17 protein-coding genes are annotated in these 26,299 nt (G+C 69.0%); all 17 read left to right on the forward strand.

The window, feature by feature from the left end:
• Positions 1–408: 408 nt before the first annotated feature.
• The 17 genes from ABL843_RS03280 (at position 409) to ABL843_RS03360 (ending at position 26,283) form a co-directional block, all read left to right on the forward strand.
• Positions 409–2,343: a protein kinase domain-containing protein gene (locus ABL843_RS03280; RefSeq protein ID WP_418118959.1), complete on the forward strand. Its 1,935-nt coding sequence runs from the start codon at positions 409–411 to the stop codon at positions 2,341–2,343.
• Positions 2,344–2,397: 54 nt separating this feature from the next.
• Positions 2,398–4,026, forward strand: coding sequence for a murein transglycosylase A (locus ABL843_RS03285; protein ID WP_418118960.1), 1,629 nt, complete (start codon positions 2,398–2,400; stop codon positions 4,024–4,026).
• A gap of 166 nt (positions 4,027–4,192) precedes the next feature.
• On the forward strand, positions 4,193–4,942 hold the full coding sequence (locus ABL843_RS03290; RefSeq protein ID WP_126025720.1) for a hypothetical protein: 750 nt from the start codon (positions 4,193–4,195) through the stop codon (positions 4,940–4,942).
• Positions 4,943–4,969: 27 nt separating this feature from the next.
• Positions 4,970–6,151 (forward strand): hypothetical protein, encoded by a 1,182-nt coding sequence (locus ABL843_RS03295; RefSeq protein WP_418118961.1) that lies wholly within the window; start codon positions 4,970–4,972, stop codon positions 6,149–6,151.
• Positions 6,148–8,208: a caspase family protein gene (locus tag ABL843_RS03300; protein ID WP_418118962.1), complete on the forward strand. Its 2,061-nt coding sequence runs from the start codon at positions 6,148–6,150 to the stop codon at positions 8,206–8,208. The genes ABL843_RS03295 and ABL843_RS03300 overlap by 4 nt, the downstream gene beginning before the upstream one ends.
• Before the next feature lie 62 nt (positions 8,209–8,270).
• Positions 8,271–8,828 carry a type VI secretion system tube protein Hcp gene (locus tag ABL843_RS03305; RefSeq protein ID WP_126025723.1) on the forward strand — a complete coding sequence of 186 codons (558 nt, stop codon included), beginning with the start codon at positions 8,271–8,273 and terminating at the stop codon, positions 8,826–8,828.
• A 37-nt stretch (positions 8,829–8,865) separates the two neighbouring features.
• Positions 8,866–9,705: a type VI secretion system accessory protein TagJ gene (locus ABL843_RS03310; RefSeq protein ID WP_418118963.1), complete on the forward strand. Its 840-nt coding sequence runs from the start codon at positions 8,866–8,868 to the stop codon at positions 9,703–9,705.
• Positions 9,698–10,213: a type VI secretion system baseplate subunit TssE gene (gene tssE / locus ABL843_RS03315; protein WP_126025725.1), complete on the forward strand. Its 516-nt coding sequence runs from the start codon at positions 9,698–9,700 to the stop codon at positions 10,211–10,213. Before ABL843_RS03310 ends, tssE begins: the two co-directional genes overlap by 8 nt.
• A gap of 7 nt (positions 10,214–10,220) precedes the next feature.
• Positions 10,221–12,113: a type VI secretion system baseplate subunit TssF gene (gene tssF / locus ABL843_RS03320; RefSeq protein WP_418118964.1), complete on the forward strand. Its 1,893-nt coding sequence runs from the start codon at positions 10,221–10,223 to the stop codon at positions 12,111–12,113.
• Positions 12,110–13,228, forward strand: coding sequence for a type VI secretion system baseplate subunit TssG (gene tssG / locus ABL843_RS03325; RefSeq protein ID WP_418118965.1), 1,119 nt, complete (start codon positions 12,110–12,112; stop codon positions 13,226–13,228). The genes tssF and tssG overlap by 4 nt, the downstream gene beginning before the upstream one ends.
• Entirely contained in the window at positions 13,225–15,939 is a 2,715-nt protein-coding gene (gene tssH / locus ABL843_RS03330) for a type VI secretion system ATPase TssH (protein WP_418118966.1), read from the forward strand. Before tssG ends, tssH begins: the two co-directional genes overlap by 4 nt.
• 25 nt (positions 15,940–15,964) lie before the next feature.
• A complete protein-coding gene (locus ABL843_RS03335; RefSeq protein WP_418118967.1) occupies positions 15,965–19,084 on the forward strand; it encodes a type VI secretion system Vgr family protein in 3,120 nt (1,039 codons plus the stop codon).
• A 19-nt stretch (positions 19,085–19,103) separates the two neighbouring features.
• On the forward strand, positions 19,104–21,698 hold the full coding sequence (locus ABL843_RS03340; RefSeq protein ID WP_418118968.1) for a DUF2169 family type VI secretion system accessory protein: 2,595 nt from the start codon (positions 19,104–19,106) through the stop codon (positions 21,696–21,698).
• Positions 21,695–22,747, forward strand: coding sequence for a pentapeptide repeat-containing protein (locus ABL843_RS03345; RefSeq protein WP_418118969.1), 1,053 nt, complete (start codon positions 21,695–21,697; stop codon positions 22,745–22,747). Before ABL843_RS03340 ends, ABL843_RS03345 begins: the two co-directional genes overlap by 4 nt.
• Before the next feature lie 26 nt (positions 22,748–22,773).
• On the forward strand, positions 22,774–23,418 hold the full coding sequence (locus tag ABL843_RS03350; protein ID WP_418118970.1) for a DUF3540 domain-containing protein: 645 nt from the start codon (positions 22,774–22,776) through the stop codon (positions 23,416–23,418).
• Positions 23,419–23,439: 21 nt separating this feature from the next.
• On the forward strand, positions 23,440–23,835 hold the full coding sequence (locus ABL843_RS03355) for a DUF4150 domain-containing protein (RefSeq protein WP_126025731.1): 396 nt from the start codon (positions 23,440–23,442) through the stop codon (positions 23,833–23,835).
• Positions 23,836–23,904: 69 nt separating this feature from the next.
• The gene (locus ABL843_RS03360; protein WP_418118971.1) at positions 23,905–26,283 is read left to right on the forward strand and encodes a type VI secretion system Vgr family protein; all 2,379 of its coding nucleotides are present in this window, start codon (positions 23,905–23,907) and stop codon (positions 26,281–26,283) included.
• Positions 26,284–26,299: the final 16 nt, after the last annotated feature.

The raw sequence follows: 26,299 nt of genomic DNA on the forward strand, positions 1-26,299 counted from the left end.
ACAGACTCCTCGGGCCTTCGCTTTGCTCGGCGGTGCCTTTCGTTCCCATGGCCTGAGCAACCCCAACGGCCCATTCCAAGCCCAGCAGGCGCAAAGCGCCTGCTGGGCACCCGCAGCCGAGCGCAGCGATGGCCCGCAGGTTTGCAATCCCCTCTGGCTGCGCCGAGGAGCGCAGCGTTTCGCGGATCAGGGCTCGCCCTTGTCTGAGCGAAGCGAGTTTGGGCGAGACCCCGCGAAACGCGAGCACCGCAGGTTGCCCCGTAGCGCAGCGAAGGGGTCGCAGACAGTGGGGTCGCCTTTCTTTTGCCTACTTTTCTTTGGCGAAGCAAAGAAAAGTAGGTCGGCCGCCGGGCCGAGACCCGGCCTCGGGAAACAAACCATCAGCACCCTCAAAGAAGGAGCCAGTCAATGACCGACTCCAACGAAGACGACCGCACCCGCGTAGTCCCCAAGTCAACTCCGCCATCGCAGCCCACGACGACAGGCGACACCTCCGCCACGGTAATCACGGCAGGTGCCCCCACGAGCATGTCCGGCACAAACCCCGTAACAAGCCCCGCCACCGGCGCAACGGAAGCCGGCCTCCTCCCCGTAGGCAGCCGCCTCGCAGAATTCGAGATCACAAGAGTCATAGGCCAGGGCGGCTTCGGAGTCGTCTACGAAGCCTGGGATCACACGCTGGAGCGCGTGGTGGCGATCAAGGAGTACCTCCCGACATCGCTCTCGGCGAGGCAGCAGGACGGCACGGTCATCCCGCTGTCGGAGAAGCACCGCGAAACCTTCGACCTCGGCATGCGCAGCTTCATCAACGAAGCCCGCCTGCTCGCCCAGTTCGACCACCCGTCGTTACTCAAGGTCTACCGCTTCTGGCAGGAAAAGGGCACCACCTACATGGTCATGCCCTTCTACAGGGGCGAGACGCTGCGTGAGGCCCTGGTGTCGATCCCCGCCGGCGTGGACGAGTCCTGGCTGATCCGCATCATGGACGGCGTCACGCAGGCGCTGGCTGTGATGCACAACGCCAACTGCTATCACCGCGACATCGCCCCCGACAACATCATCCTGCTCGAAGGCTCGGGCCGCCCGGTGGTGCTGGACTTCGGCGCCGCGCGCCGCGTGATCACCGACAAGACGCAGGCGATCACGGTCATCCTGAAGCCCGGCTACGCGCCGATCGAGCAGTACGCCGAGATGCCCGACATGTCGCAGGGCGCGTGGACCGACGTGTACGCGCTCGCGGCGGTGATGCACGTGGCGGTGTGCGGCCGCGCGCCGCCGCCTTCGGTGGCGCGGCTGCTGTCCGACAGCTATGTGCCGCTCGCGGGCAACGAGATCCTGCGCAAGCGCTACAGCCCGCGGCTGCTGGAGGCGATCGACGCGGGGCTGGGCGTGCGGCCCGAGCAGCGGCCGCAGTCGATGGCGGAACTGCGCTCGGCGCTCGACCTGGAAGTGGGGCACAGCATCGCGCCGGTGCCGCGCACGCAGCCGCCTTCGTCGTCCGGCGCGCGCACGTCGATGGGCACGAATGCGGACGCCGCCACGGTCATCGCAGGCAAGGCAGGCGGCGGTGCGAAGGCGCCTGCGCCCGCGCCCGCTCCGACGGGCAACAAGGGGGCAGGAAGTGGCGGCGGCAACAAGACCGCCGTCGCCCTCGCTTCCATCGCCGTGCTCGCGGCAGCAGCCGGTGGTGGCTGGTGGTGGTTCCAGGGGCGCGGCGGTGCAGACGACAAGCAGGTCGTCAGCACCACGCCGGCTCCGCCGCCCGACACCAAGGTCGCTGAGGCCCCACCGCCCCCGCCGCCTCCACCACCACCGCCTCCTCCTCCGGCGCCGCGCACGCCGGCCGAGTCGCTGCAGTCGCTCGCCACCGGCGCGACGCCCGGCTTCGACGTGACGGCCACGCCGAAGAAAGCCGAGGTCGCCATCGGCAAGGACCGGCTCGCCTTCGAGGTCCGCAGCAAGCGGGAGGGGTTCGTGTACGTGTTCCTGCTGTCCAGCGGCGGCGAGATGTTCCTGCTCTTCCCGAACCTGCTGGACAAGTACAACAAGATCACCGCGGGCGGCACGCTCTCGCTGCCGCGCGCCTCGTGGCCGATGGACGCGGGCGGGCCGGCCGGCACCGACCAGTTCGCGGTGCTGGTGAGCGAGCACGAGCGCGACTTCAGCGCCGCCGGCGTGCAGAACGACGGCGTGTTCCCGGTGTTCCCGCTGCCCGTGCTGGCCGCGCTGGAGGCCACGCGCGGCACCGGTCCGTCGCCTCTCCTGGGCAAGCCGGTGTGCGCGCCCAACACCCCGTGCAACGACGTCTACGGCGTCGGCAATTTCAAAATCGTCGAGAAGTAATCGTCTGCAGAGCGTCGGCCTACGGGCCGTGACTCTCAGGACAAGGAGGCTTTCATGATGACCGCATCGCAACCGCAGCAGAAGCAGCAACTCCAGGCACGCAGAAGGCCGGAGACCGGCTGGAGCGCTCTCGCAACCGGCGCCGCCATCGCCGTGCTGGCAGGCTGCACCACGCCGCCGCCGGCCGCCACGGACACCGGCGCAGCCACGGCCGACACCAGCGCGAGCAGCACCGCCGCCTCGCGCCCGGCGCCCACCGGCGCCAGCGTGGCCGGCCAGGCCCGCACTTTCTCGACGCAGCTGGCCACCTACACATCGGTGAGCTTCGACTCGGTGCCGGGCTGGTCGCGCGACGATTTCTCGGAGAGCTGGCCTGCCTTTCTCGGCAGCTGCAAGGTGCTCAACGGCCGCGGCGCCGAATGGAAATCGGTGTGCGACCGCGCGCTGAAGGTCGACAGCAAGAACAACAACGCGATCCGGGGCTTCTTCGAGGGCGAGTTCTCGGCCTACCAGATCCGCGACGACGACCGCCGCCCCGACGGCGTGGTCACCGGCTACTTCGAGCCGGAGATCGCGGGCGCGCGCCAGTACGGCGCGCCCTTCATCTATCCGGTGTACGGCCAGCCAGAAGACATGCTCTTTGCCGACGCGCGCAAGCTGCCGCCGGGCAACGGCACGGTGGCGGCCCGCGTGGAAGGCCGCAACGTGGTGGTGCAGACGGGCCTGAGCACGCGCGACATGGGCGCGCCGGGTCTCTATGCGCTGGACCTTTCGGGCATCTCGCGCGACACGCTGGACCGCAAGGTGCGCCTGCGCGTCGAGGGCAAGCAGCTGCTGCCGTACTACACGCGCGAAGAGATCGAGACCAAGGGTGCGCCCAACGCCAAGGTGCTTGCGTTCGTGAGCAGCGCCACCGCGCTGTACGAGATGCAGATCCAGGGCTCGGGCCGCATCCGCATGGCCAACGGCGACATCGTGCGCGTGGCCTACGCCGAGCAGAACGGCCAGCCCTTCCGTCCGACGCTGGCGCAGGCCGCCAACGGCAAGCCGCGCAGTCCGGTGAAGGTGCGCGGCTCGTCCATCGAACTGCAGCTGGACGACGGCGACGACGACGACAGCGACACCGGGGCCGTGGCCAACGGCACCATCCGCACGCGTGGCTTCACGCTGGCACGACCGGTGGCCAGCGGCCCGGTGGTGGTGCCGGGTCGGCGGCCGACGGGTGGCGCGGTGACGGGCTCGGGCATCAAGGACCCGAGCTACGTGTTCTTCAAGGAGTCGCCATCGCCGGTGGGCGGACCGGTGGGCGCCTTCGGCGTGCCGCTGTCGGCGGGGCGCTCCATTGCGGTCGATCCGCGCAGCACGCCGCTGGGCTACCCGGTGTTCGTTTCCACGCGCACGCCCGGCAGCGGCGCGCCGATGCAGCGCCTGACCATCGCGCAGGACACCGGCGGCGCCATCCGTGGCGCGGTGCGGGCCGACTACTTCTTCGGCAACGGCCAGCAGGCCGCGACCAACGCGCGCCGCATGAAGGAGCGCGGCCAGCTCTGGATCTTGCTGCCGCGCGGCCTCGCCGTGGCGCAGGCGGCCACGTCCTCGGCCATCCGCACGCGCGGCGGGCCGGTGGGCGCGAACCTGCCGCAGTGCCTGGTGCCTTCGGAGGGCACCTGCGTCGACGACTGAAGGATCGAGAGATGCGAGACCCCGGGCCCATGGCCATCCCGCCGGCCCGCGAAGCGGGGCCCGTTCGGGGAACACCGCGGAACCGGCTTTGCCGGGCCGCCGGTGTTGCCCCCTGCAAGGGGGTGGGCGAAGCGACACGAAGTGCGCGCAGCCTGGGGGTGAGCCAATGATCGAGACGCTGTCGTCCGCGGAAAGCAGTGAACTCGTTCGCCTTTGGCGACGGCGCCAGACGCTGTCCCCGGGCGAGATGGGCGCCATGTACCGCATCGTCGGCGACGCGCTGGTGGCCTGCAATCCGCCCGAGCTGCAGGTGCTGGGCGAGGGCCGGCAGGAGCTGGTGGCGCAGTTCATCTACGTGAAGGTGCTGCGGCTCGACGCCGACCCCGACGAGGCCGACGAACGCGCGGGCCACAGCGCACCATCCACTGCCTTCGCGCTGTGCGCGTATTTCCGCCGCTATCTCATCGACTGCACGCGCGCCAGTTCCTTCCGCCGCAAGCTCTCCATCGGCGACCAGATCACCGAGGCGCAGCTGGAAGACGAGATCGGCGCCGACGAGGACCTCGAAGGCTGCCTGGCCGAGCACGGCCTGAGCATGCAGGCGGTGCAGCAGGCCGCGCGCGAGTTCATCGCGGGGCTGCCCGAGCCCGAGCGCCTGCTGCTGTGCGAGGGCTTCGGCAAGGAGGCCGAAGGCGGGCTCTCGGGCATCGCCTCCCGCCACGCCATCGCTTCCTATCACTACCGCGCGGGCCGGCTGGGCCTGGTGCACAAGCGCGAAGGGCTCACGGCGGACTACGCCAGGACCCGGCTCGGCGGCTGGCTCCAGCAGACGCTGGGCATCGCCATCGAGCCCGACAACATGGCGGCGATCCTGCAGGTTTTCAAAATCCTCGGTGCTGAAGCGTCTTACGCCTGAAGACATAGCCATTCAGGAACAGACGCCATGACCCACGACCTCTGGCCCCCGCTCAGCGTGATACGCCACGCGCTGGAAACGACCGGCGCGGCCGCGATGCCGGACACCGGGCCCGAAGGCGAGCCCGGCACGGCCACCGTGGCCATGCCCGGATCACCGCCAGGAACGCCGGCCACGCCCGTCGTTGCCGCGTCCGACCTGTTGATGCCTCTCACCGAATTGGCCCGGCGCCGCGAGGCTGTCGCCCAGCGAGCCTTCCCGGCCCGCTGGGCGCCGGGCCGCCTCGTCAGCGTGGTCTACAGCGGGCGGCTGCTCGGCGTGCTGCTAGACCGCTGCATCCACGACGACCTCTGGCAGGGGTGGATGGCCGTCGGCGAGGCCGACTGGGCCGGTGCATTCGACGTGCTGCTCGAGCCCGAGGACGAGCCCTTCGAGCCGATGTTCGGTGTCGTCCAGACGTGGAACGTGCTCACGCTCGAACCCAGCCCGCAGCTCTGCGCGCGCGTGCTGGGCGAAGTCTCCGCCACGCGGCTCGCGGCCATCCGCGCGGTGCACGACGAGTGGGCCGCGCGCACCGCGTTGGCCATCGCGCCGCAGCCGGGGCGCATCGCGCTGCGCGGCGTGGGCGGCGGCGTCTTCTCGGTGCTGTCGGGCACGCCGCTCGGGCCGGAAGACCCGCGCACCGACTACCAGGATCTGTACCGCGACGTGGGCCTGGAACTTGGCGCCGCGCTGACGCGGCCGCAGAGCGACGAGGCCGCCCCTTCTTCTTCTTCTCTTTCTTCATCCCCATCGCGCGCGCGGCCGCAGCCCGGCCCCGAGGGCGGCTGGTGGGGCAGCATCCGCCGCTGGTTCGGCGCCGAAGGCTGGGCGCGCCCGGCCTTTGCCGTGCTGGCGCTGGTCGTGGTGGTCCAGAACGTCGGGCTCATCGGCGGCCGTGGCGCGCCGGAGGACGACGAAGTGCGCTTCCGCGCCGTGCCCACCGCACCGGCGCCCACGCGCGCAGACCTCGTCGTGCGCTGGAAGCCCGGCGTGCGCATGGACGAGGCCGACAGGCTGCTGCAGTCGATCTCGGCCGACGTGGTGGGCGGGCCGGGCGGCGATGGCGCATGGCACTTGCGCGTGCCGGAGCCCGTCGAGGCGCTGGCAGTGCTCGCGGCCTCGCCGCTGGTGGAATCGGCCGGGCCGGCCAGCGAGCGGCGGCCATGACCGCGCATGCCGCCCGCCTGTATCCGCACCTGCGGCCCAAGGGCAGGGGCCTCACGCAGCTGCGCTTTCTTCAGGTGCTGCTGGTGCTGTGGCTGCTGGCCTGCTGCAGCCTTGCCCTCGCCACGCAACGCGCGCTGCTTGTCGGCGTATCCGAACTCGTCAACCAGCCGCAGGCGCTGTGGCTGCAGGCGCCGCGCAACGACGTGATGCTGATGCGCGACGCGCTGCTCAGGCAGGGCTTTGCCGCGCCCGACATCGCCGTGCTCGCCGACGGCGTGAGCGGCGCGGCGCTGCCCGAGTCGCAGGCCATCCACGAGGCGCTGGCGAAGCTGCTCGCGCAGTCGAGGAGCGGCGACTTCGTGCTGCTGTATTTCTCGGGCCACGGCACTCGGCTGCGCGACATCGTCAAGCGCTACCAGGAGCCCGACGGGCTCTCGGAGAACTTCCTCGCGCGCGACGTGCGCGGCACGCTGGGCAGCGACAACGCGCTCGCGGGCGACCTGCGCGACGTGGATTTCGATGCGTGGATCCAGTCCTTCCTCGCGAAGAACGTGTTCGTGGCCTCGGTGTTCGACACCTGCTCCGCCAACTCCATGACGCGCGGCACGGCGGACGCACCCGCCACCGCCGAAGGCCCGCCCGACGACGAGGTGCGCTGGCGCGGACTGCGCGCCACGCAGCTCACGGGCGGCGCGCCGCCCGCCCGGCAGCCGGCGCCACCCGCGCCGGCCGAAGCCGTTCCGCGTGCCCGCTACGTCGCCTTCTTCGCATCGGAAAGCCACCAGATCACGCCCGAGCTGCGGCTGCCGCGCAAGGCGCGAAACGCGAGGCCGCAGGGCCTGCTGACATGGGCGATGGTCGAAGCCCTTTCGCGAAAACCCGCCACCTGGCGGGAATTGTTCGATGGCGTGCTCGCGCTGTACCCGCCCGTCATCGACGAACTTGCCCAGCGTTTTCCGACACGCGAGCTGCCGTCCCCGGTGGCCGAAGGCAACCTCGATGCGCCGCTGTTCGCCAACAGCGGCGCTCCCGCATCCACGCGCCCCGTGTGGCGCGCGCAGCGCAGTGGCGACAGCCTGGCCATCAAGGCGGGCCTGCTCGACGGACTCGCGCAGCAGCAGGAGCTGCGCGTGCTCGCCACGCTGGACGACGGCACCGTGCGCGGCGCGCCGGCCGCCGTGTCGCAGATCAAGCTCGGCAACGCATGGCTGGCCGTGCCGGCAGCGCTGAAGGACGTGCCGGGCAGCGCCTTCTGGAGCGTCACGCCGATGGCCGAGCCGGCCGCCACCGCGTTGCGCGTGCGCGCCGAAAAGCCGCTGCCAATTGGCCTGAGCCTCGACTACCCGGCCGCGATTCGCGCGGCGGACGACACGGCCACGGCCGACGTGCGCTGGACCGACCTCGGCGCCTCGGGCCAGCGCCTCGAACTGCTCGCGCCGCTCTTCGGCGCGAACGTCTCCACCGTGGTGCTGCCCGACACCGCCGCGCTGCGCCGCCGCCTGCAGGCATTGGCGCAGCTGAAGTGGCTCTCTCAACTGCAGGGCTACGGCAAGGACGGCCAGCTCGACGGCTTCGACGCTGCGCTGGAGGTGTGGAGCGGCGAGCGCATGCTGCGCAGCGTGCCCGTTTCCCAGGCCGCCAACGGGCTGCCCGCGACGCGCGCCGGCGAGCGGGTGCGCCTGAACGTGCGCAACACCAGCGGCCGTTCGCTCGACCTCGTCATCGCGGGCATCGATGCTCGAGGCAACCTGCAGCCGGTCTATCCCGACGAGTCCGGCGAAACCAACCGCTTCAAGCGGGGCACGCCCGAGCAGCCCTCGGTGAAGCGCTTCGACCTGCCCTGGCTCGATGCGGCGGGCGACGCGCGCCTGCTGGTCATGGCCGTGCCCGCCACGCCCTACAGCGCGCCGCGCCTCTTCGGCGTGGGCTATGCGCAGGCCGACGTGTCGGAAGTGCGCGTGCGCGGCGGACAGCCGCCGGCCGAGAGCGCCGAGCGCCAGGTGTTCACGGCCCTGCTGCGCAGGAGCGGCACGGCGGACGCGGGGGCCAGGCCATGACGGTTCCAGTTTCCCTTTTTCTTTTTTTTTGTTCCTGTTCCATCGATTTCCGGAGGTGAGAAATGGCATTCCTAGACGACGGCTCCTGGAGCCCTGAAGACGCCCGCCAGTTCTACGAACTGATCGGCACCGGCTCGTCCGAGACCGACCTGGTCATGCTGATCGAGAACAAGGGCGCGCCGGTCGAAGGCGAGCTGGAGCGCAGCTTCGACGACGGCAAGGCGCGGCTGAACATCGGCGGCTACTACTGGTCGGTGCAGGTGCCCGAGTCTTCCAGCCAGAACCAGGTGGTGCCCAACAACCTGATCGTCGCGCGCCGCAGCGACGCCGCCACCGCCACCATCGCCAGCCTGCTGCGCGCGCAGGAGAAAGACCTGAAGGTGATGATCAGCGCCTTCAAGTCCGGCGGCGACGAGCGCTCGCCCGATGCGCAGTCGACCTTCGAGCTGGTGCTGGAGAACGCGCGCATCTGCCGGCTGGTGCTGAGCTCGGGCGGCCACTGGGGCGTGCCCTCGGAGCTGATCTCCATCAGCTACCGCACGGTGAAGGTGCGCTCGGCGCCGCAGAAGACCACCGGCCTGCGCGGCGCGGTGCGCGAATGCCAGTTCACGCGCGCATGAGCCGCGCACTCAGTCCAGCCACAAGGAGCCGCACACCATGACCACCGCCGCCGAATTCCTCAAGGCCGCCGACCCCGCTGCAGCCCTCAAGGCCCTGAGCGACGACGTGCGCGCCAAGCCTTCCGACAGCAAGCACCGCGTGTTCATGGCGCAGCTGCTGTGCGTGCTGGGGCAGTGGGAGCGCGCGCTCAACCAGCTCACCGTGGCCGCCGAGCTCGACGCGCTGGCCGTGCCCATGAAGCAGGTCTACGGCGAGGCCGTGCGCTGCGAGGGCCTGCGCGCCGAAGTGTTCGCCGGCACGCGCACGCCGATGATCTTCGGCCAGCCCGACGAGTGGCTGGCGCTGCTCATCGAGTCGCTGCTGCGCCAGGGCCGCGGCGAGAGCGAGCTGGCGGAAGACCTGCGCCAGCGCGCCTTCGACGGCGCCCCCGCCATTGGCGGCACCGTCGACGGCAAGCCCTTCGAATGGCTCTCTGACGCCGACATGCGGCTGGGCCCTGTGCTCGAGGCCTTCGTCAACGGCAAGTACTACTGGATTCCGTACGCGCGCCTCGCGCACATCAAGATCGAGCCGCCCGAGGACCTGCGCGACTGCGTATGGATGCCCGCGCACCTGCAGTTCGAGAACGGCGGCGAGACGCTCGCGCTCATTCCCACGCGCTACGAAGGCACCGAGAAGCAGGAAGACGGCGAGCTGCGCCTGGCACGCAAGACCGAGTGGCGCGAGCTGCGCCCGGAGGTCTGGGCGGGCTTCGGCCAGCGCGTGCTCAGCAGCAGCGACGGCAATGAGTACGCGCTGATGGACGTGCGCGAGATCCTCTTCACGCCGGCCGAAGCCGAGGAGCAGGCGCCGGCCGAAGGTGCCGTCGATGGCTGAGCTCACCGCGCAGGAGCGGCTGCAGCCCTCGCTGCTCGACCGCCTCGTCGACAACGCGCCCGACGAGAAGCGCGAGAGCGACGACAAGCGCACGCTGACCAAGCAGGCGCTGCGCCAGGCCGTGCTGCGCGACCTGGGCTGGCTCTTCAACGCCACCGGCTACGGCCTCTCGATGGACGACAGGCAGTACCCCAACGCGGCGCGTTCGGTCATCAACTACGGATTGCCTATGCTGTCTGGCCAGTTCACCTCGTCGGTGCAGCGTGTCAGCATGGAACAGGCTTTGAAGAACGCAATCCTGCAGTTCGAGCCACGCATCCTGTCCCGAACACTCGAAGTCGAACTCATCATGGAGGGCCCGGCACTTGACTCGCACAACAGCATCGGCCTGCAGATCCGCGGCATGCTGTGGGCGCAGCCCGTGCCGCTGGAGTTCCTGATGCGAAGCCGCGTAGACCTGGAAGAAGGTCGCATCGAGATAGTGGACATGGCGCAAAACCCGAGATGAGTCCGCCATGGACCCCAGGCTGCTGAGTCTGTACGAACAGGAACTGCGCTACTTCCGCGAAAGCTCTTCAGAGTTCGCACGCGCATTTCCAAAGATTGCGCATCGACTTGGCATCGAAGGCCAGGAGGTCGCCGATCCGTACGTGGAGCGGCTCATCGAGGCCACCGCATTCCTCTCGGCGCGCGTGGGCCTGAAGCTCGACGCCGAATACCCGCGCTTCACCGGGCACCTGCTCGACATCGTCTATCCGCACTTCCTCGCGCCGACGCCGGCGATGGTGGTGGTGTCGTTCGCGCCGGATCCCGACGACGCCAACCTCGCCACCGGCCCGAGCTTGCCGCGCGGCAGCGGCCTGCGCGCGCGGCAGGCGGTGGGGCAGAACACGCACTGCGAGTTCCGCACAGCCAGCGCATTGCGCATCTGGCCCGTCGAGTTGCAGCGCGCGCAGTACTTCACCTACGCGCCCGACCTCCCGCTGAACACGCATCCGCAGTCGCGCGCGATCCGCGGCGGCCTGCGCATCGTGCTGCGCGCCACGGCCGGGCTGGACTTCAGCCAGATCGCGCTCGACGATCTCGTGCTGCACTTCGGCGGCGCGGAAGACGTGGCCTGGCAGCTGCACGAATGCGCGCTGGGCCAGCCCATCGGCGTGCTGGTGCGGCCGCTTGGGCCGGGCGGCGCCCTGCAGGGCACGCCGCGCAGCCTGCCGCCGAGCGCCATCGGTGCGGTCGGCTTCGAGGACGACGAGGCGCTGCTGCCCGTCACGGCCACCGGCTTCTCGGGCTTCAGGCTGCTGCAGGAGTACTTCGCCTTTCCCCAGCGCTTCCAGTTCGTGCGCATCGGCGGGCTGAAGGCGCTGCTGGCCCAGATGCCGGTGGGCGAGGTCGAGATCGTGCTGCTGTTCTCGCGCGGCGACGCGGCTCTCGAAAAGCTCGTGAGCGCCGACAACGTGCTGCTGCACTGCGTGCCCGCGGTGAACCTCTTCAGCAAGCGGCTCGACCGCGTGCCGCTGAACGAGGGCGTGAGCCAGTTCCACCTGGTGCCCGACCGCACGCGGCCGCAGGACTTCGAGGTGCACACCGTGACCGAGGTCATCGGCCACGGCACGCCGGGCGCCGACGCGGCGGCGGCCGAGCAGCCGTTCCGGCCCTTCTACTCGGCCTTCCACGGCAGCCGGATGAGCCATCCGGCCTACTTCACGGTCACGCGCGAGCCGCGCATGCTGTCGGTGCGCCAGCGCACCGAGGGCAACCGCAGCAGCCACATCGGCTCCGAGGTCTACATGCAGATCGTCGATCCGCAGCAGGCGCCTTACGCGGCCACGCTGCGGCAGCTGGCGGTGACCGCGATGTGCACCAACCGCGACCTGCCCCTCTTGATGCCGCTGGGCCGCGAGAACGACTTCGACTGCGTCGACTCCTTCCCTGTGCAGCGCGTGCGCATGGTGCGCGGTCCCTCGCGGCCGGTGTCGCCGGTGGTGAGCCAGGGGCTGGGCTGGCGCGTGGTCGACCATCTCGCGCTCAACTACCTGTCGTTGTCCGACAGCACGCCGGAGCAGGGCGCGGCCGCGCTGCGCGAGACGCTGATGCTCTACGCGGTGCATGCCGACGAGATGCGCCAGGGCCAGGTGCGCGGGCTGCTTTCGGTGAAGTGCAAGCCGGTGGCGCGTCGCCTGCCGCTGAAGGGGCCGATCGCCTTCGGCCGCGGGCTGGAGGTGACGCTGGAAGTCGACAAGGATGCCTTCCACGGCCACAGCAGCTTCCTCTTCGGTGCCGTGCTGGCGCGCTTTCTCTCGCGCCACGTGGAGGTGAACCATTTCGTCGAGACCGTGCTGCGCATCGCGGGCAAGGGCGAGACCATGCGCTGGAGGCCGCTGTGCGGGACGCGGCAGATCCTGTGACCGGCAACTCGGCCAGCGCTGCCCGCGCGCCCGGGCAGGGCGCGGGCACCGTGCAGGCCCGCGTCGATGCCGCGCTGCGCGGCTGGTCGGCCGAGCCCTGGGCCTTCGACTACTTCGCGGTGATGCGCCGGCTGGAGTCGGTCGCGAAGACCACGCCGCGCTGGGGCCGCGCGCTGCTGCCCGGTGCCGAGCCGGTGCGCGTGGGGCAGGAGCCTTCGCTCTCGTTCGCGCCCGCGAGCTTCAGCCGCTTCGAGCCCGCCACCGTGCATTCGCCGCCGCGCCTGCGCCAGCAGTTCTTCGGCTACATCGGCCCCAACGGGCCGCTGCCGGTGCACCTGAGCGACTTCATCCGCGAGCGCAGCCTGAACCACGGCGACCCGACCTGGCTGGCCTTTCTCGACAGTTTTTCGCACCGCTTCTCGCTGCACTTCTACCGCGCGTGGGCGCAGTCGCGTCCGGCCGTGGCGCTGGACCGGCCGGGCGAGGACCGCTTCCGCCTGCAGATCGGCGCGCTGGTGGGCATCGGCGCGCCGGGCCGCGTGGAGCGCGACGAGATCCATGACGACGCGCGGCTGCACTTCTCGGGCTGGCTCGCGCGACGCGTGCACAACGTGGAGAGCGTGGAGTCGGTGCTGTGCTGCTACTTCGGCGTGCCGGTGAAGCTGGAGCGCTGGGTCGGCCACTGGATGAGCCTGCCCGCCGGCGAACTCACGCGGCTGGGGCAGGGAGAGAGTTCGCGATCGATGGGCATGGGCGCCATGCTCGGCACCCGGGCGTGGGACCGCCAGCACCGCGTGCGCCTGCATCTAGGCCCGCTCACGCTCGAGCAGTACCGCATGTTCCTGCCCATCGGCGATGCCCGCCCCGTGCTGCAGCGCTGGATGCAGCAGCTGCTCGGCGACGAGCTCGAGTGGGACGCAGAACTCGTGCTCGAGAAGGCGCAGGTGCCGCTCACGCGACTTGGCGACGCGAAGGGCAGCGCGCCCCGCCTCGGCTGGGTGTCGTGGCTCGGCCAGCGCCCGCGCTCGCGCGACGCGGCCGACGTGCGCATCGGCAGCCAGTCTTTCAACAAGCCCACCTTCATTCGTTCAGAAGAGATACGGAGTCCCTCATGAGTGAAATCAGCCGCACCGCCCTTTTCGGCAAGCTCAACTCGCTGGCCTACAAGGCCATCGAAGGCGCCACCGTGTTCTGCAAGATGCGGGGCAATCCGTACGTGGAGCTGGAGCACTGGTTCGCGCAGCTGCTGCAGGCGCAGGACTCCGACCTGCACCGCGTGATCCAGCACTACGGCCTCGACGTGTCGGTCATCGCCAAGGACATGACCACCGCGCTCGACCGCCTGCCGCGGGGCGCCACCGCCATCAGCGACTTCTCGCCGCACATCGAGAACGCCATCGAGCGCGCATGGACCTACGCCACGTTGCAGTTCGGCGAGGCGCAGGTGCGCACCGGCTACCTGCTGGTGGGCATGCTGAAGACGCAGAGCCTGCGCAACCCCCTGTTCGGCCTGTCGAAGCAATTCGAGAAGGTCAAGGTCGAGGACCTGGCCGACAACTTCGCGAAGATCTGCGATGCCTCGCCCGAGGCGCAGATGCGTGCGCAGGACGGCACGGGCATGGGCAGCGGCGCGCCCGGCGAGGACTCCGGCGCGATGGCGCCGGCCGCCATGGGCAAGGGCGATGCGCTGAAGAAGTTCGCGGTCGACCTCACCGAGAAGGCGAAGAAGGGCGAGATGGACCCGGTGACGGGCCGCGACGAGGAGATCCGCCAGATCGTCGACATCCTCATGCGCCGCCGCCAGAACAACCCGCTGCTCACCGGCGAGGCCGGTGTCGGCAAGACGGCCGTGGTCGAAGGCTTCGCGCAGCGCCTGGCGCGCGGCGACGTGCCGCCGCAGCTGAAGGACGTGAAGCTGCTCACGCTGGACATCGGCCTGCTGCAGGCCGGCGCGAGCATGAAGGGCGAGTTCGAGCAGCGCCTGCGCCAGGTGATCGACGAGGTGCAGAGCTCGCCCACGCCCATCATCCTTTTCATCGACGAGATCCACACGCTGGTGGGCGCGGGCGGCGCGGCCGGCACCGGCGATGCGGCCAACCTGCTGAAGCCCGCACTCGCGCGCGGCAACCTGCGCACCATCGGCGCCACCACCTGGGCCGAGTACAAGAAGTACATCGAGAAGGACCCGGCGCTCACCCGCCGCTTCCAGGTGGTGCAGGTGCCGGAGCCCGACGAGACCAAGGCCATCCTCATGCTGCGCGGCGTGGCCAGCGTGCTCGAGAAGCACCACCGCGTGCAGTTGCTCGACGAGGCCATCGAGGCGGCCGTGAAGCTGAGCCATCGCTACATTCCCGCGCGCCAGCTGCCCGACAAGGCCGTGAGCCTGCTCGACACCGCCTGCGCGCGCGTGGCCGTGTCGCAGCACGCGACGCCGCCCGAGGTGGAAGACTGCATGCGCCGCATCGAGGGGCTGACGGTGGAGCAGGAGATCATCGGGCGCGAAGAGGCCATCGGCATCGACGTGACCAGGCGCGCCGCGCAGGTGGCCGCGCTGCTGGCCGAATCGAAGGTGCAGCTCGATGCGCTCAACGCCCGCTGGCAGGAAGAGAAGGGGCTGGTCGACCGGCTGCTGGAGCTGCGAAGCAAGCTGCGCGCGGGCAACAAGCCGGTGGATACGCCCGCTGCCGCCAATGCCGATGCGACCGCACCCGCTGCCGCCGCCGAAGCCGCACCCGACCGTGCCGCGCTGCTGGCCGAACTGCACGAGCTGCAGGCGAAGATCCACGCGGTGCAGGGCGAGTCGCCGCTGATCCTGCCTTCGGTCGACGAGCAGGCCGTGGCCTCGGTTGTTGCCGACTGGACCGGCATTCCCGTCGGCCGCATGGTCAAGAACGAGGTGGAGGCGGTGCTCAAGCTCGCCGACACGCTCAACCAGCGCGTGATCGGACAGAAGCACGGCCTGGAGATGATCGCGCGGCGCATCCAGACCTCGCGCGCGCGGCTGGACAACCCGCAGAAGCCCATCGGCGTGTTCATGCTGTGCGGCACCTCCGGCGTGGGCAAGACCGAGACCGCGCTCGCGCTGGCCGAGGCGCTGTACGGCGGCGAGCAGAACATCATCACCATCAACATGAGCGAGTTCCAGGAGGCGCACACCGTCTCCACGCTCAAGGGCGCGCCTCCGGGCTACGTGGGCTACGGCGAGGGCGGCATCCTGACCGAGGCGGTGCGTCGCCGCCCGTACAGCGTGGTGCTGCTCGACGAGGTGGAGAAGGCCCACCCCGACGTGCACGAGATCTTCTTCCAGGTCTTCGACAAGGGCTGGATGGAAGACGGCGAGGGCCGGATGATCGACTTCAAGAACACCATCATCCTGCTGACCACCAACGCCGGCAGCGAGCTGGTGATGAGCATGTGCCGCGACCCCGAGCTGCTGCCCGACCCCAACGCGCTGGCCGATGCGCTGAAGGCGCCGCTGATGAAGGTGTTCCCGCCCGCGCTGCTGGGCCGCATCGTCACCATTCCCTACTACCCGCTGTCGCCCGAGATGATGAAGAAGATCGTGCGGCTGCAGCTGGGCCGCATCAAGAAGCGCGTGGAAACCAACCACGGCGTGCCTTTCGAGTACAGCGACGCGGTGGTCGACCAAGTGGTCGCGCGCTGCCAGGACCCGGAGTCGGGCGGGCGCGTGATCGACGCGATCCTGACCAACACCGTGCTGCCGACGATCTCGGTCGAGTACCTGCAGCGGCTGGCCTCGGGCGGCGAGATCCGCCGGGTCGCGCTCGACGTGAAGGACGCGGACTTCACCTACGCCTTCGACTGACAAGCCTCCACCCCAAGAGAAAAAGATGGCCGACAACGAGTTCCGCATCGAGAGCGATTCACCCGCCAAGGACGACCTGATGTTCTGGCGCATCGTGGGGCACGAGGCGCTGGCGCGCCCGTCGGCCTACGAGCTCACGGTGATCTCGACGAACAAGGCCATCGACGCCAAGGACATCCTCGGGCATGCCTTCGACGTGGTGATCGGGTTCAAGGACGCCGATGGCGCAACGCACGAGCGCCACTGCCAGGGCCATGCGGTGCGCTTCGTGCGCGCGGGCCACATGGGGCGGCACTACGAATACCGCATCACTCTGCGCTCGTGGTTCTGGCTGCTCACCAAGCGCGCCAACTCCCGCATCCTGCAGGAGAAGAAGGTGCTCGAAGTGCTCGACGCGGTGTTCGAGGACAGCCCCATCAAGCGCTTCAAGAAGACCAAGGCCGACAACGTGGTCGGCACGCACAACCCTCGCCGCTACTGCGTGCAGCACCAGGAAAGCGACTACAGCTTTCTCTCGCGCCTGCTGGAGGACGAAGGCATCTACTACTGGTTCGACGCGCACGACGCGCCCGGCACCATGCATCTTTCGGACGCCAGCGACATGGCGCACGAGAAGCTGCCGGCGGCCGACACCCTGCGCCACATGGCCGTCAACGCCGCCGAACCGCGCTTCAACGAGATCTCGCGCTGGGTGAGCGGACGCCAGTTCGACACCGGCAAGCACGCCTCGCGCGACAGCGACTTCAAGGCCATCAAGAAGAAACTGGGCGCCGACATCGATGCGTCGGACGACCACGAGCTCGCGAGCCTGGAGCTCTTCGAGTTCCCTGGCGGCTACTTCAGCGGCGACGACGCCGAGACCCGCGCCAAGCTGCGCGGCGACGAACTCAACGCGCGCCGCGACCGCCACTGGGCAGTGACGCCGTGGCCCGACGTCACGGCCGGGCGCGGCTTCAAGTACGAAGGCGACCCCGACGGCACGCGCAACGGCGACTACGTGATCGCGGCCTGCACCTTCGTCGCCAGCCATCGCGGCTACGAGGGCGTCAGCGGCAACACCCTGGCGCAGCCCGTGCATGCCGCGCTGGCCGACGTGCTGCGCGACGACGCGGTGAACGCCGACACGCTGCCGGTGCTCGAAGAGATCATCGCGGCCACGCCCGCGCTCTCGGCCGCGCAGACCGGCAGCAGCATCTTCCTGCTCACCGTGATGCCGGTCGAGCGCCTGTTCCGCACGCCCCGCCTCACGCCACGCGTGACCATGCCGGGCCCGCAGACCGCCATCGTCGTCGGCCCCAAGGGCGACGAGCTGCACGTGGATGACCACGGCCGCGTGAAGGTGCACTTCCACTGGGATCGCTACGACGAGAGCAACGAGAAGTCGACCTGCTGGATCCGCGTGTCGCAACCCTGGGGCGGCAAGGGCTGGGGCGGCTACTTCATTCCGCGCATCGGCCAGGAGGTGATCGTCGACTTCCTCAACGGCGATCCCGACCGGCCCATCATCATGGGCCGCGTCTACAACGACGACCAGCCCATTCCCTACAAGTCGCCCACGCAGAGCGGCTTCAAGACCCGCTCCACGCCTGGCGGCGGCTCTTCGAACTACAACGAGATCATGTTCGAGGACAAGAAGGGCGAGGAAAAGATCAGCATCCACGCCGAACTCGACATGAGCCGCAGCGTGGAGCGCGACGACTCCACCACCATCGACCGCGACCAGAGCGTCACCGTCAAGCGCGACCAGACCAACCACGTGGACCGCGACCGCAAGAGCACGGTGACGCGCAACGACACGAACATGGTGGTGGTCGACCAGAAGAACACGGTCAAGGGGAAGCAGAACAACCAGGTGGTGGGCGACCGCACCACTTTTGTCGACAGCAACGACAAGACCATGGTGACCGGCACCAGCCTGAGCGACGTGACCGGTGCGCGCACCGACACCTCGCGCGCGGGCGAGACCCGCAACGTGATCGGCAACCAGACCATCACCGTCAGCGGCAACGTCACCTACAAGGCCGCGAAGATGAGCTTCGAGGCCGGGCACATCGACTGGATGGTGACGGGGTCGAGTTCGAAGTACATCACGGTGCCTACCGGGCCGCTGCACCTGATGGCCAACAAGATCAAGCTGATGAGCAACACCGGCATCGAGATGATGGCGGTGGGCAGCATCGACGCGACCTCGGTCGGCTCCAACACGACCATCCTGGGGCCGAACACCAGCGGCTACATCGGCACCAACAGCGAAGCCAACCTGGGCATAGCGCGCTCGACCTTCATGGGCATGAGCATCGACAACGCGCTGGCCATTGCCATCTCCAACTTCGGGGGCGTGGCGATCGATACCGCGCTGGGTGTCAAGCTGTCGTCCGGTGTTGCGCCGGAGATCCAGGCGTTTCCGATCGACGTGGAGCAGGCTGCGCTGCATACCTTCACGCCGGGCGCGGGTGCCGGTGGCGCGGGCGGCGCGGCTATCGCCGGTGCGCTGGGAGCAGTCGCGGGCCTGGCCAGCGCGGACGCGGATATTGCCGCGACGCTGAAGCAGTACGCGGACGCCGCCAATGCGCTGGACAACGCCGCCAATGAAGCCGATGCCGCGCACCTGCCCGGGCTTGCTGGCCGCTTGCGCTCTCTCGGTGCGATCACGCGCAACCGTCGCATGGAAGGTGTGATCGGCAGCATTCCGGTGATCGGTGCTGTCGCCATCGCTGGCGGCGAACTGATCGTCGGCGCCTTGGGCGCCGCCGGTGTCGGCACAGGCGGCGAACGCCTGGCGGCCGACGAATCGGTCAATGCGGACGGTTCCGCCGCGCCGCCCCCGCCTCCGCCGGCTCCACCCGCGCCGCCTCCGGCGCCCGGGGTGGGCGCGCCCGCGGAGCCGACACAGGAGTGGAGCCCGACGCCCCCGGCGCCGCCCCCTGCGCCGCGGCCGCCACCACCGCCGCCACCACCACCGCCGCCGCCGCCGCCGCCGCCGCCGCCGCCGCCACCGCCACCGCCACCGCCACCGCCACCGCCACCGCCACCGCCACCGCCACCGCCACCGCCACCGCCACCGCCACCGCCGCCGCCACCGCCGCCGCCGCCGTCATCCGATCCGCTGGACGGAGGGGTGCCGCCGAACGACGACTGGGAATAGGGATCGGCGCCAAGCGACCATGCAAGTCCTCAAACCCCAGGCGCTCGGCCTGTCGACGCGCCCCATCGAATTCCGCAAGCGCTTCGGGCTCAGCATCAGCGCCTGCCTGCACCTGCCGTTCGCACAGGGCGAGCGCGGAACGCTGTGGGCGGAGCAGTCGATGTGGTCCTTCCTCGGGAAGGAAATGGCGCAACCCCTTATCGACGAGGGCGTGGCCAAGCTCACGCCGGAGTTCCTGGTGCATGGCAAGGCCTTCCCGCCGCCGGACCGCACTGACGGTTGCGCCGTGCGGGCCCGGTTCGGCACGCAGGAGAAAACCCTGCTGGTGCTCGGGGACCGCTACTGGGATGGCTCTAACCCGAGCAAGGCCCGGCCTTTCCCGGAGATGCCGCTGGACTGGTCCAGGGCCTACGGCGGCGCGGACTTTCCCCTCAACCCAGGCGGGCGGGGCAGGCAGAAGATCGATGGCGTGGCATGGCTGCCGAACATCGAACTGCCTCATGACCGCCTGCTGCGCCCCGACCAGGCCATCGCACCGGCCGGCATGGGAGCGCTGGACGTGATGCACCCGCAGCGTGTGCAATACCGTGGCACCTACGACGCCGACTACCTGAAGCAGCATGCGCCGGGGTTCGCGCCCGACACCGACTGGCGCTACTTCAACCTGGCGCCGCCCGACCAGTGGATGGGCGCGGCGCTCACCGGCGACGAGCCGTTCTCATTCGAGAACATGCACCCGCAGAAGCGCCTGATCGAAGGCCGCCTGCCGGGCATGCGGGCGCGCGTGTTCGTCGGCTACAGGATGGCCGTGGGCGAGCCCAAGGTGCGGGAGGTGCCGCTGCGGCTGACCACCGTGTGGTTCTTCCCGCATGCCGAACGCTGCATCGCGATCTTCCAGGGGCTCGCCGAGGTCGGCACCGACGACGGCTCCGACGTGGTCAGCCTCATGGGCGCGGTCGAGCGCATCGGAGAAATCCGCTCCGACGCGCACTACCTCGACGCCGCAGCGAAGCGGGCCGACCCGAAGCTGGGCCCGATCTATGCCATCGTCGACAGCGACCTGCTCCCGGAAGGCGTGAGCACCGCCGATCCGGACGTGGAGGCCGCGAAGGCGCCCTTCGGAACCGAGGGCCTGCAGGGCGAAGCCCAGCGGCGTCGCGCCGAGATGGATGTGGCGTTCGCGCGCGAGAAGGCCATCGCCATGGGCAAGGACCCGGATGCGCTGGGAATCCGCATGCCGCCGCGGGAGAAGGTTCCGGTCGGCGACGAGCTTCCGCCCTACCTGGAGAAGAAGATGAAGGAGGCCGAGGCCCAGCGGTGGGCGGCGGTCGAGGATGCGGTCACGGTCGTCGAGCGGGCGCTGGCGATGTCGCAGGAGCAGAAGATCGATCTCGCCAAACTGCAGCACCGCGGTCCGCCGAAGTACGACCCCGACAGGCACATGGCGGAAATGCAGGCACAGGCGGCCGTGGGAACGCGGCCTGTCAACCTGGCGCCGATCTACCCGAAGCTGTGCCAGATCGAGGACGCGCATCGCGCCGGCTATCTGCAGTCCGCGCACATGCAGCCGCCAGCCTTCCCGATGCCGGCGCGCGAGGCCGCGAAGCTGCGCGGCGAGATGGCGCGTGCCAGCGCGGCGGGCATCAAGTTCTTCGCCGGCATTGATCTCACCGGCGCCGATCTCTCGGGCCTCGACCTTCGGGAGGTGAACCTGGAAGGCGCGTGGCTGGAAAGCGCGAACCTGGCCAATACCAATCTCTCCGGCGCCAACCTGACGGGCGCGGTGCTGGCGCATGCGAACCTGGAAGGCGCGATCGCCATCGGCGCGAAATTCGCCAGGGCCAATCTCGGCAAGGCGCGGCTGGCTCGCGGTGTCTTCGACGACGCCGACTTCAGCGGGGCGACGCTCATGTACTGCGCGTTCGCCGGCACCCAGATGCGACGCGCGAAATTCGCCAAGGCGAATCTGCTGCAGACCACATGGGGCGATGCCGACTGGGCCGGTGCAGACCTGAGCGGGCAGGTCTTCCACAAGCTGGACCTCAAGGGCATGCGGTGGCCGGAGGCGAACCTGTCCGTCTGCAACTTCATCGAGTCCGACCTCTCGGGCGTCGACATGCATGCCGCGAAGATCGAGAACGCGACCTTCGTGACCAGCAAGCTCGACGGCGCGAAGCTGATGGCGGCGCGCTGCGCCGGCACCGTGGCGGTCAAGGGAAGCAGCCTGGCCGGTGCGGACATGAGCCAGGCCGACCTGCGCAACTTCAATTTCGGGGCCTCCGATGCGCGGGAGGCCAGGCTGATCCGTGCGGTGCTCGATGGCGCCAACCTCTGCGAAGCCCGGCTCGAAGGCGCGGACCTGCGGCTCGCCAGTGCCAAGGGCGTCCTGATGCGCAAGGCCGTCTGCTCGAACGCGCTGCTGTCGGGCGTGAACTTCAGCGACGCGATCTTCCAGTCGGCGGACCTGCGGGGGGCCGACCTGCGGCGCAGCAATCTCTTCGGTGCCGACCTCGGACGGGTGCGGCTCGACGGTTCGACGAACTTCGACGGGGCGTTGCTCAGGCGGGCGCGCACCTGGCCCCGGCTCACCCCGGAACAGCAGGCGGCGGCATGAGCCCGAACCTCCTGTCCATTGCAATCAGCGTCGGCGAGGCGCTGGAAGGCCTCGACCTGCACAAGGGACGCTACGCAGGCCTTGCGCTCGGCGGCGGGATCTTCTCGCGAGTCAATTTCGCCGAAGCGGATTTCCGGGGGACCGATCTGCGCGAAGCCGTATTCGACTGCTGCGACCTGCGCGGCGCCATCGCATCCGGCGCCAATCTCCGCAAGGCCGTCTTCAACCGCTGCAAGCTCGATCACGTGGACCTGCGCGAGGCCAACCTGCACGGCGCCGTGTTCACGGAGTGCGACCTGACGCATGCGCAGATGGCGCAGTCGGCGATGACGATGGCCACCGTCACTCGCTGCAGGCTGGACCATGCCGTGCTGCGCGGCGTGCCGCTCGACTCCGCGGTGATCAGCCAGTCGGTACTGCTCGACGTCTGCGCCGACGACACCAGCTGGCAATACACCACTGTCAACGAATGCGATCTCTCGCACCTGACGTGGGCCGGCGCGCGCATGCTGCGCAACGTGTTCTTCAAGACCTCGCTCAAGGGCATGTCGTTCGCCGGGCTGGAGCTGAACGGCTGCCAGTTCTCGTCCGCCGACCTGAGCGGCGCCGACTTCAGCGGCGTCACGCTGCAGCAGTGCAACTTCCAGGGCGCGACGCTCGATGGCGCGAAGTTCGTGAAGGCCGTCGCGCCGTCGGCGATCTTCTGCGCGGCCAGCGGCAAGGCTGCAGACTTCTCTGGCGCAAGGCTGCGTCAGGCGCTTTTCACTGGTGCCATCCTGCTGCAAGCCAACTTTGCCGGCTGCGACCTGTACCAGACCCATTTCGCGGGCGCGAAAGTACAAGGCGCCAACTTCACCGGCGCCGAGCTGACGTACGCCGACTTCCGCCACGCCGACCTCACCACGGCAGACCTGCGCCGCGCCACCATGGTGCGCACCGTGCTGCATGCCGCCGTCACCGAAAACGCCCAGATGACCGACCGCGCGCGTGCGCTCGAGACCGACTCGGAGCTGTCCGAATCGGAGCGCTGGCAGCCGCTGGTCGCCTGACACACGAACACAGAGGGACCGCCATCATGAACAACGAAACGACGACGCTGACGAAAGCGCGCACCGGCAGGAAGAGCCAGGCCGCGAAGGCCATTCCCGCCGAATGGTGCGTAGGCATTCTCGGCTCCGGGGCAAAGGGCCGGCTGGTGGTCGCCAGCGGCGAGCTGAAGCTGCGCGCACGCCGCGCGGCGAGCTGCCTGCTGGAGCCGGCGGCAGGCGACAGCGTGGCCTGCCTGCGCATCGCGCCCGATGAAGTCTGGATCATGGCCGTGCTGCAGCGCGAGGAAGGCACGGCCAACGTCGTGAGCTGCGAGGGCGGCACCGGCATGCGCATCGCTGCCGAGGGTGGACGCATCGAACTGGCTGCCGAAGAACTCGACGTCGCCACCCAGCGCACGCGCATTGCCACCGACACCGCCGACGTCGTCGGCCGCCAGCTCAGCGTGGTCGGCACCAGCCTCAAGCTCGTGGGCTCGGTGCTCTCCTCGGTGATGGACCGGGTGCAGCACTTCAGCAGGCACTACCTGCGCACCACCGATGGCATCGACCGCGTGGCGGCCACGCACGTCGAGTGCGAGGCGAAGCAGCTGATGCGGATCGAAGGCGAACACACGCTGGTCAACGGCCGCGAGCTGGTGAAGGCGCGCGGCGCGCAGATCCATTTCGGCTGAGGCGACAGGGGAGACGAAAAAATGTTCGCCAACTGCCAGCTGATGGGCACGGACATGGGCTTTCCCGATGTCTGCATCACGCCCGCCGCGCCGTCGCCCATTCCGGTGCCGTACCCGAACATCGCCATGGGCCCCATGGCGATTCCGAACTGCCCCACGATCCTCATCATGGGCGGCCCGGCCCACAACCTCGGCACCACCATTCCGATGACCAACGGCGACAACTCCGGCGTGCTGCTGGGCGTGGCCTCGGGAACGGTGATGGGGCCGAGCCGGCACCTCACGGGGGCCTTCACCGTCCTGATGATGGGCATGCCTGCGTCGCGGCTGACCAGCGTGTCGCTGCAGAACAGCACCAATTGCCCGGGCGTGCGCACCGTGCCGAGCCAGCCGCTGGTGTTGCTGCTGGCGCCGTAGAGCGCATCGCAGATGCCTAGGTGGCGCGGAAAGAGCGCCGCTCGTACAGAACAAGGGGAGTAGCCATTCATGGCAGACCAGGAGTTCCGCATCGAGAGCGACTCGCCCGTCAAGGACGAGCTCATGTTCTGGCGCATCGTGGGGCACGAGGCACTGGCGCGTCCATCGACATACGAACTCACGGTGCTGTCGGAGAACAAGGCCATCGATGCGAAGGACATCCTGGGGCGCGCCTTCGACGTCGTCATCGGCTTCGAGGACGCAGATGGGGGCAGCCATGAACGCCATTGCCAGGGCCACGCGGTGCGCTTCGTGCGCGCGGGCCATGCGGGGCGCTACTTCGAATACCGCTTCACCCTGCGCTCGTGGTTCTGGCTGCTCACCAAGCGCAGCAATTCGCGCATCCATCAGGAAAAGCCCGTGCTCGACGTGCTCGATGCGGTGTTCGAGGACAGCCCGATCAAGCGCTTCAAGAAGACCCGCACCGACAACGTGGTCGGCACCCACAAGCCGCGCCGCTACTGCGTGCAGCACCAGGAAAGCGACTATCAGTTCCTATCGCGCCTGTTGGAAGACGAAGGTATCTATTACTGGTTCGACGCGCACGATGCGCCGGGCACCATGCACATGTCGGACGCGAGCGACATGGCGCACGACAAGCTGCCGGCCGCGGACACCCTGCGCTACGTGTCGAGCGACGCCGCCGAAGCGCGCTTCAACGAGATCTCGCGCTGGGTGAGCGAGCGGCAGTTCGACACCGGCAAGTACGCATCGACCGACAGCGACTTCAAGGCGATCAAGAAGAAGCTGGAGGCCGCCGGCGGCACGCCCGACAAGCACGAGCTGGCCGAGTTCGAGGCCTTCGAGTTCGCGGGTGGGTACTTCAACGGTGGCGATGCCGACGACAAGGGCAAGCTGCGCGGCGAGGAGATCGGCGCGCGCCGCCAGCGCCACTGGGCGCTCACGCCCTGGCCCGACGTGGCGGCGGGCCGCAGCTTCAAGTTCGAGAACGACCCTGACGGCACGCGCGACAGCGACTACGTGATCGCCGCCTGCACCTTCGTCGCCAGCCACCCGGGCTACGAAGGCGCGGACATCGAGGAGCCACCGGCCCCGCCGACACGGCTTCTGAGAGAAGCTCTCGCGGACGACGCCGTGCTGGCCGACACCTTGCCGGCCTTCGAGGCGGTCGCCGCCCGGATGCCGTCGCTCGATGCGAGCCGCCCCGGCGCAAGCGCTTTCCTGTTGACGGTGTTTCCGGTCGACATGCCTTTCCACCCGCCGCGCCTCACGCCGCGCGTGGTCATGCCGGGCCCGCAATCGGCCATCGTCGTCGGGCCCTCGGGTGAGGAGATCCATGCCGACGACTTCGGCCGCGTGAAGGTGCACTTCCACTGGGATCGCTACGACAAGAGCAACGAGAAGTCGACCTGCTGGGTGCGCGTGTCGCAGCCCTGGGCGGGCAAGGGATGGGGCGGCTACTTCTGCCCGCGCATCGGCCAGGAGGTGATCGTCGACTTCCTCAACGGCGACCCCGACCGCCCGCTGATCGTGGGCCGCGTCTACAACGACGACCAGCCCATTCCCTTCGGAACCCACACCCAGAGCGGTTTTCGCACGCGCTCCACGCCCAAGGGCAGCGCGGCCAACTGCAACGAATTCCGCTTCGAGGACAAGAAGGGATCGGAGCAGGTGTACCTGCACGCCGAGAAGAACCAGGACATCGAGGTCGAGAACGACGAGACGCACTGGGTGGGCCACGACCGCGCCAAGACCATCGACCACGACGAGACCACGCACGTGAAGCACGACCGCACCGAGACGGTCGACAACAACGAGACCATCACCGTGCACGGCCAGCGCACCGAGACGGTGGACAAGAACGAGACCATCACCATCCACCAGAACCGCACCGAGACGGTGGACCTGAACGAGACGATCTCCATCGGGCAGAACCGGACCATCACGGTAGGCGCGAGCGAGAGCGCCACGGTGGCGCTGCAGCGCACGCACACGGTGGGCATCAACGAGACTATCACCGTGGGCGCGGCGCAGGAGATCACCGTGGGGGCGATGCAGGCGGTGACGGTGGGGGCGAGCCAGACGATCAGCGTGGGGGCGAACCAGTCGAGCAGCATCGGGGCCAATCGGTCGGTGGATGTTGGGGCGAACCTGTCGACCAACGTGGGCGCAGATGAATCGCGAAGCGTGAGTTCGGGACGGACCACCAGCGTGAGCAAGGACGACTCGCTTTCCGTGGGCAAGAACCTCGTCATCACGGCTGGCGACTCGGTCTCGATCACCACGGGCAGCGCCAGCATCACGATGAAGAAGGACGGGACCATCGTGATCAAGGGCAAGGACATCACGATCGATGCCTCCGGGAAGATCAACGCGAAGGCGAGCAGCGACATCGTGATGAAGGGTTCGAAGATTCTGCAGAACTGATTCACTACGGAGATGA

Origin of the sequence: Variovorax sp. 350MFTsu5.1, from assembly GCF_048302515.1 — a bacterium.
Classification (GTDB): domain Bacteria; phylum Pseudomonadota; class Gammaproteobacteria; order Burkholderiales; family Burkholderiaceae_C; genus Variovorax; species Variovorax guangxiensis.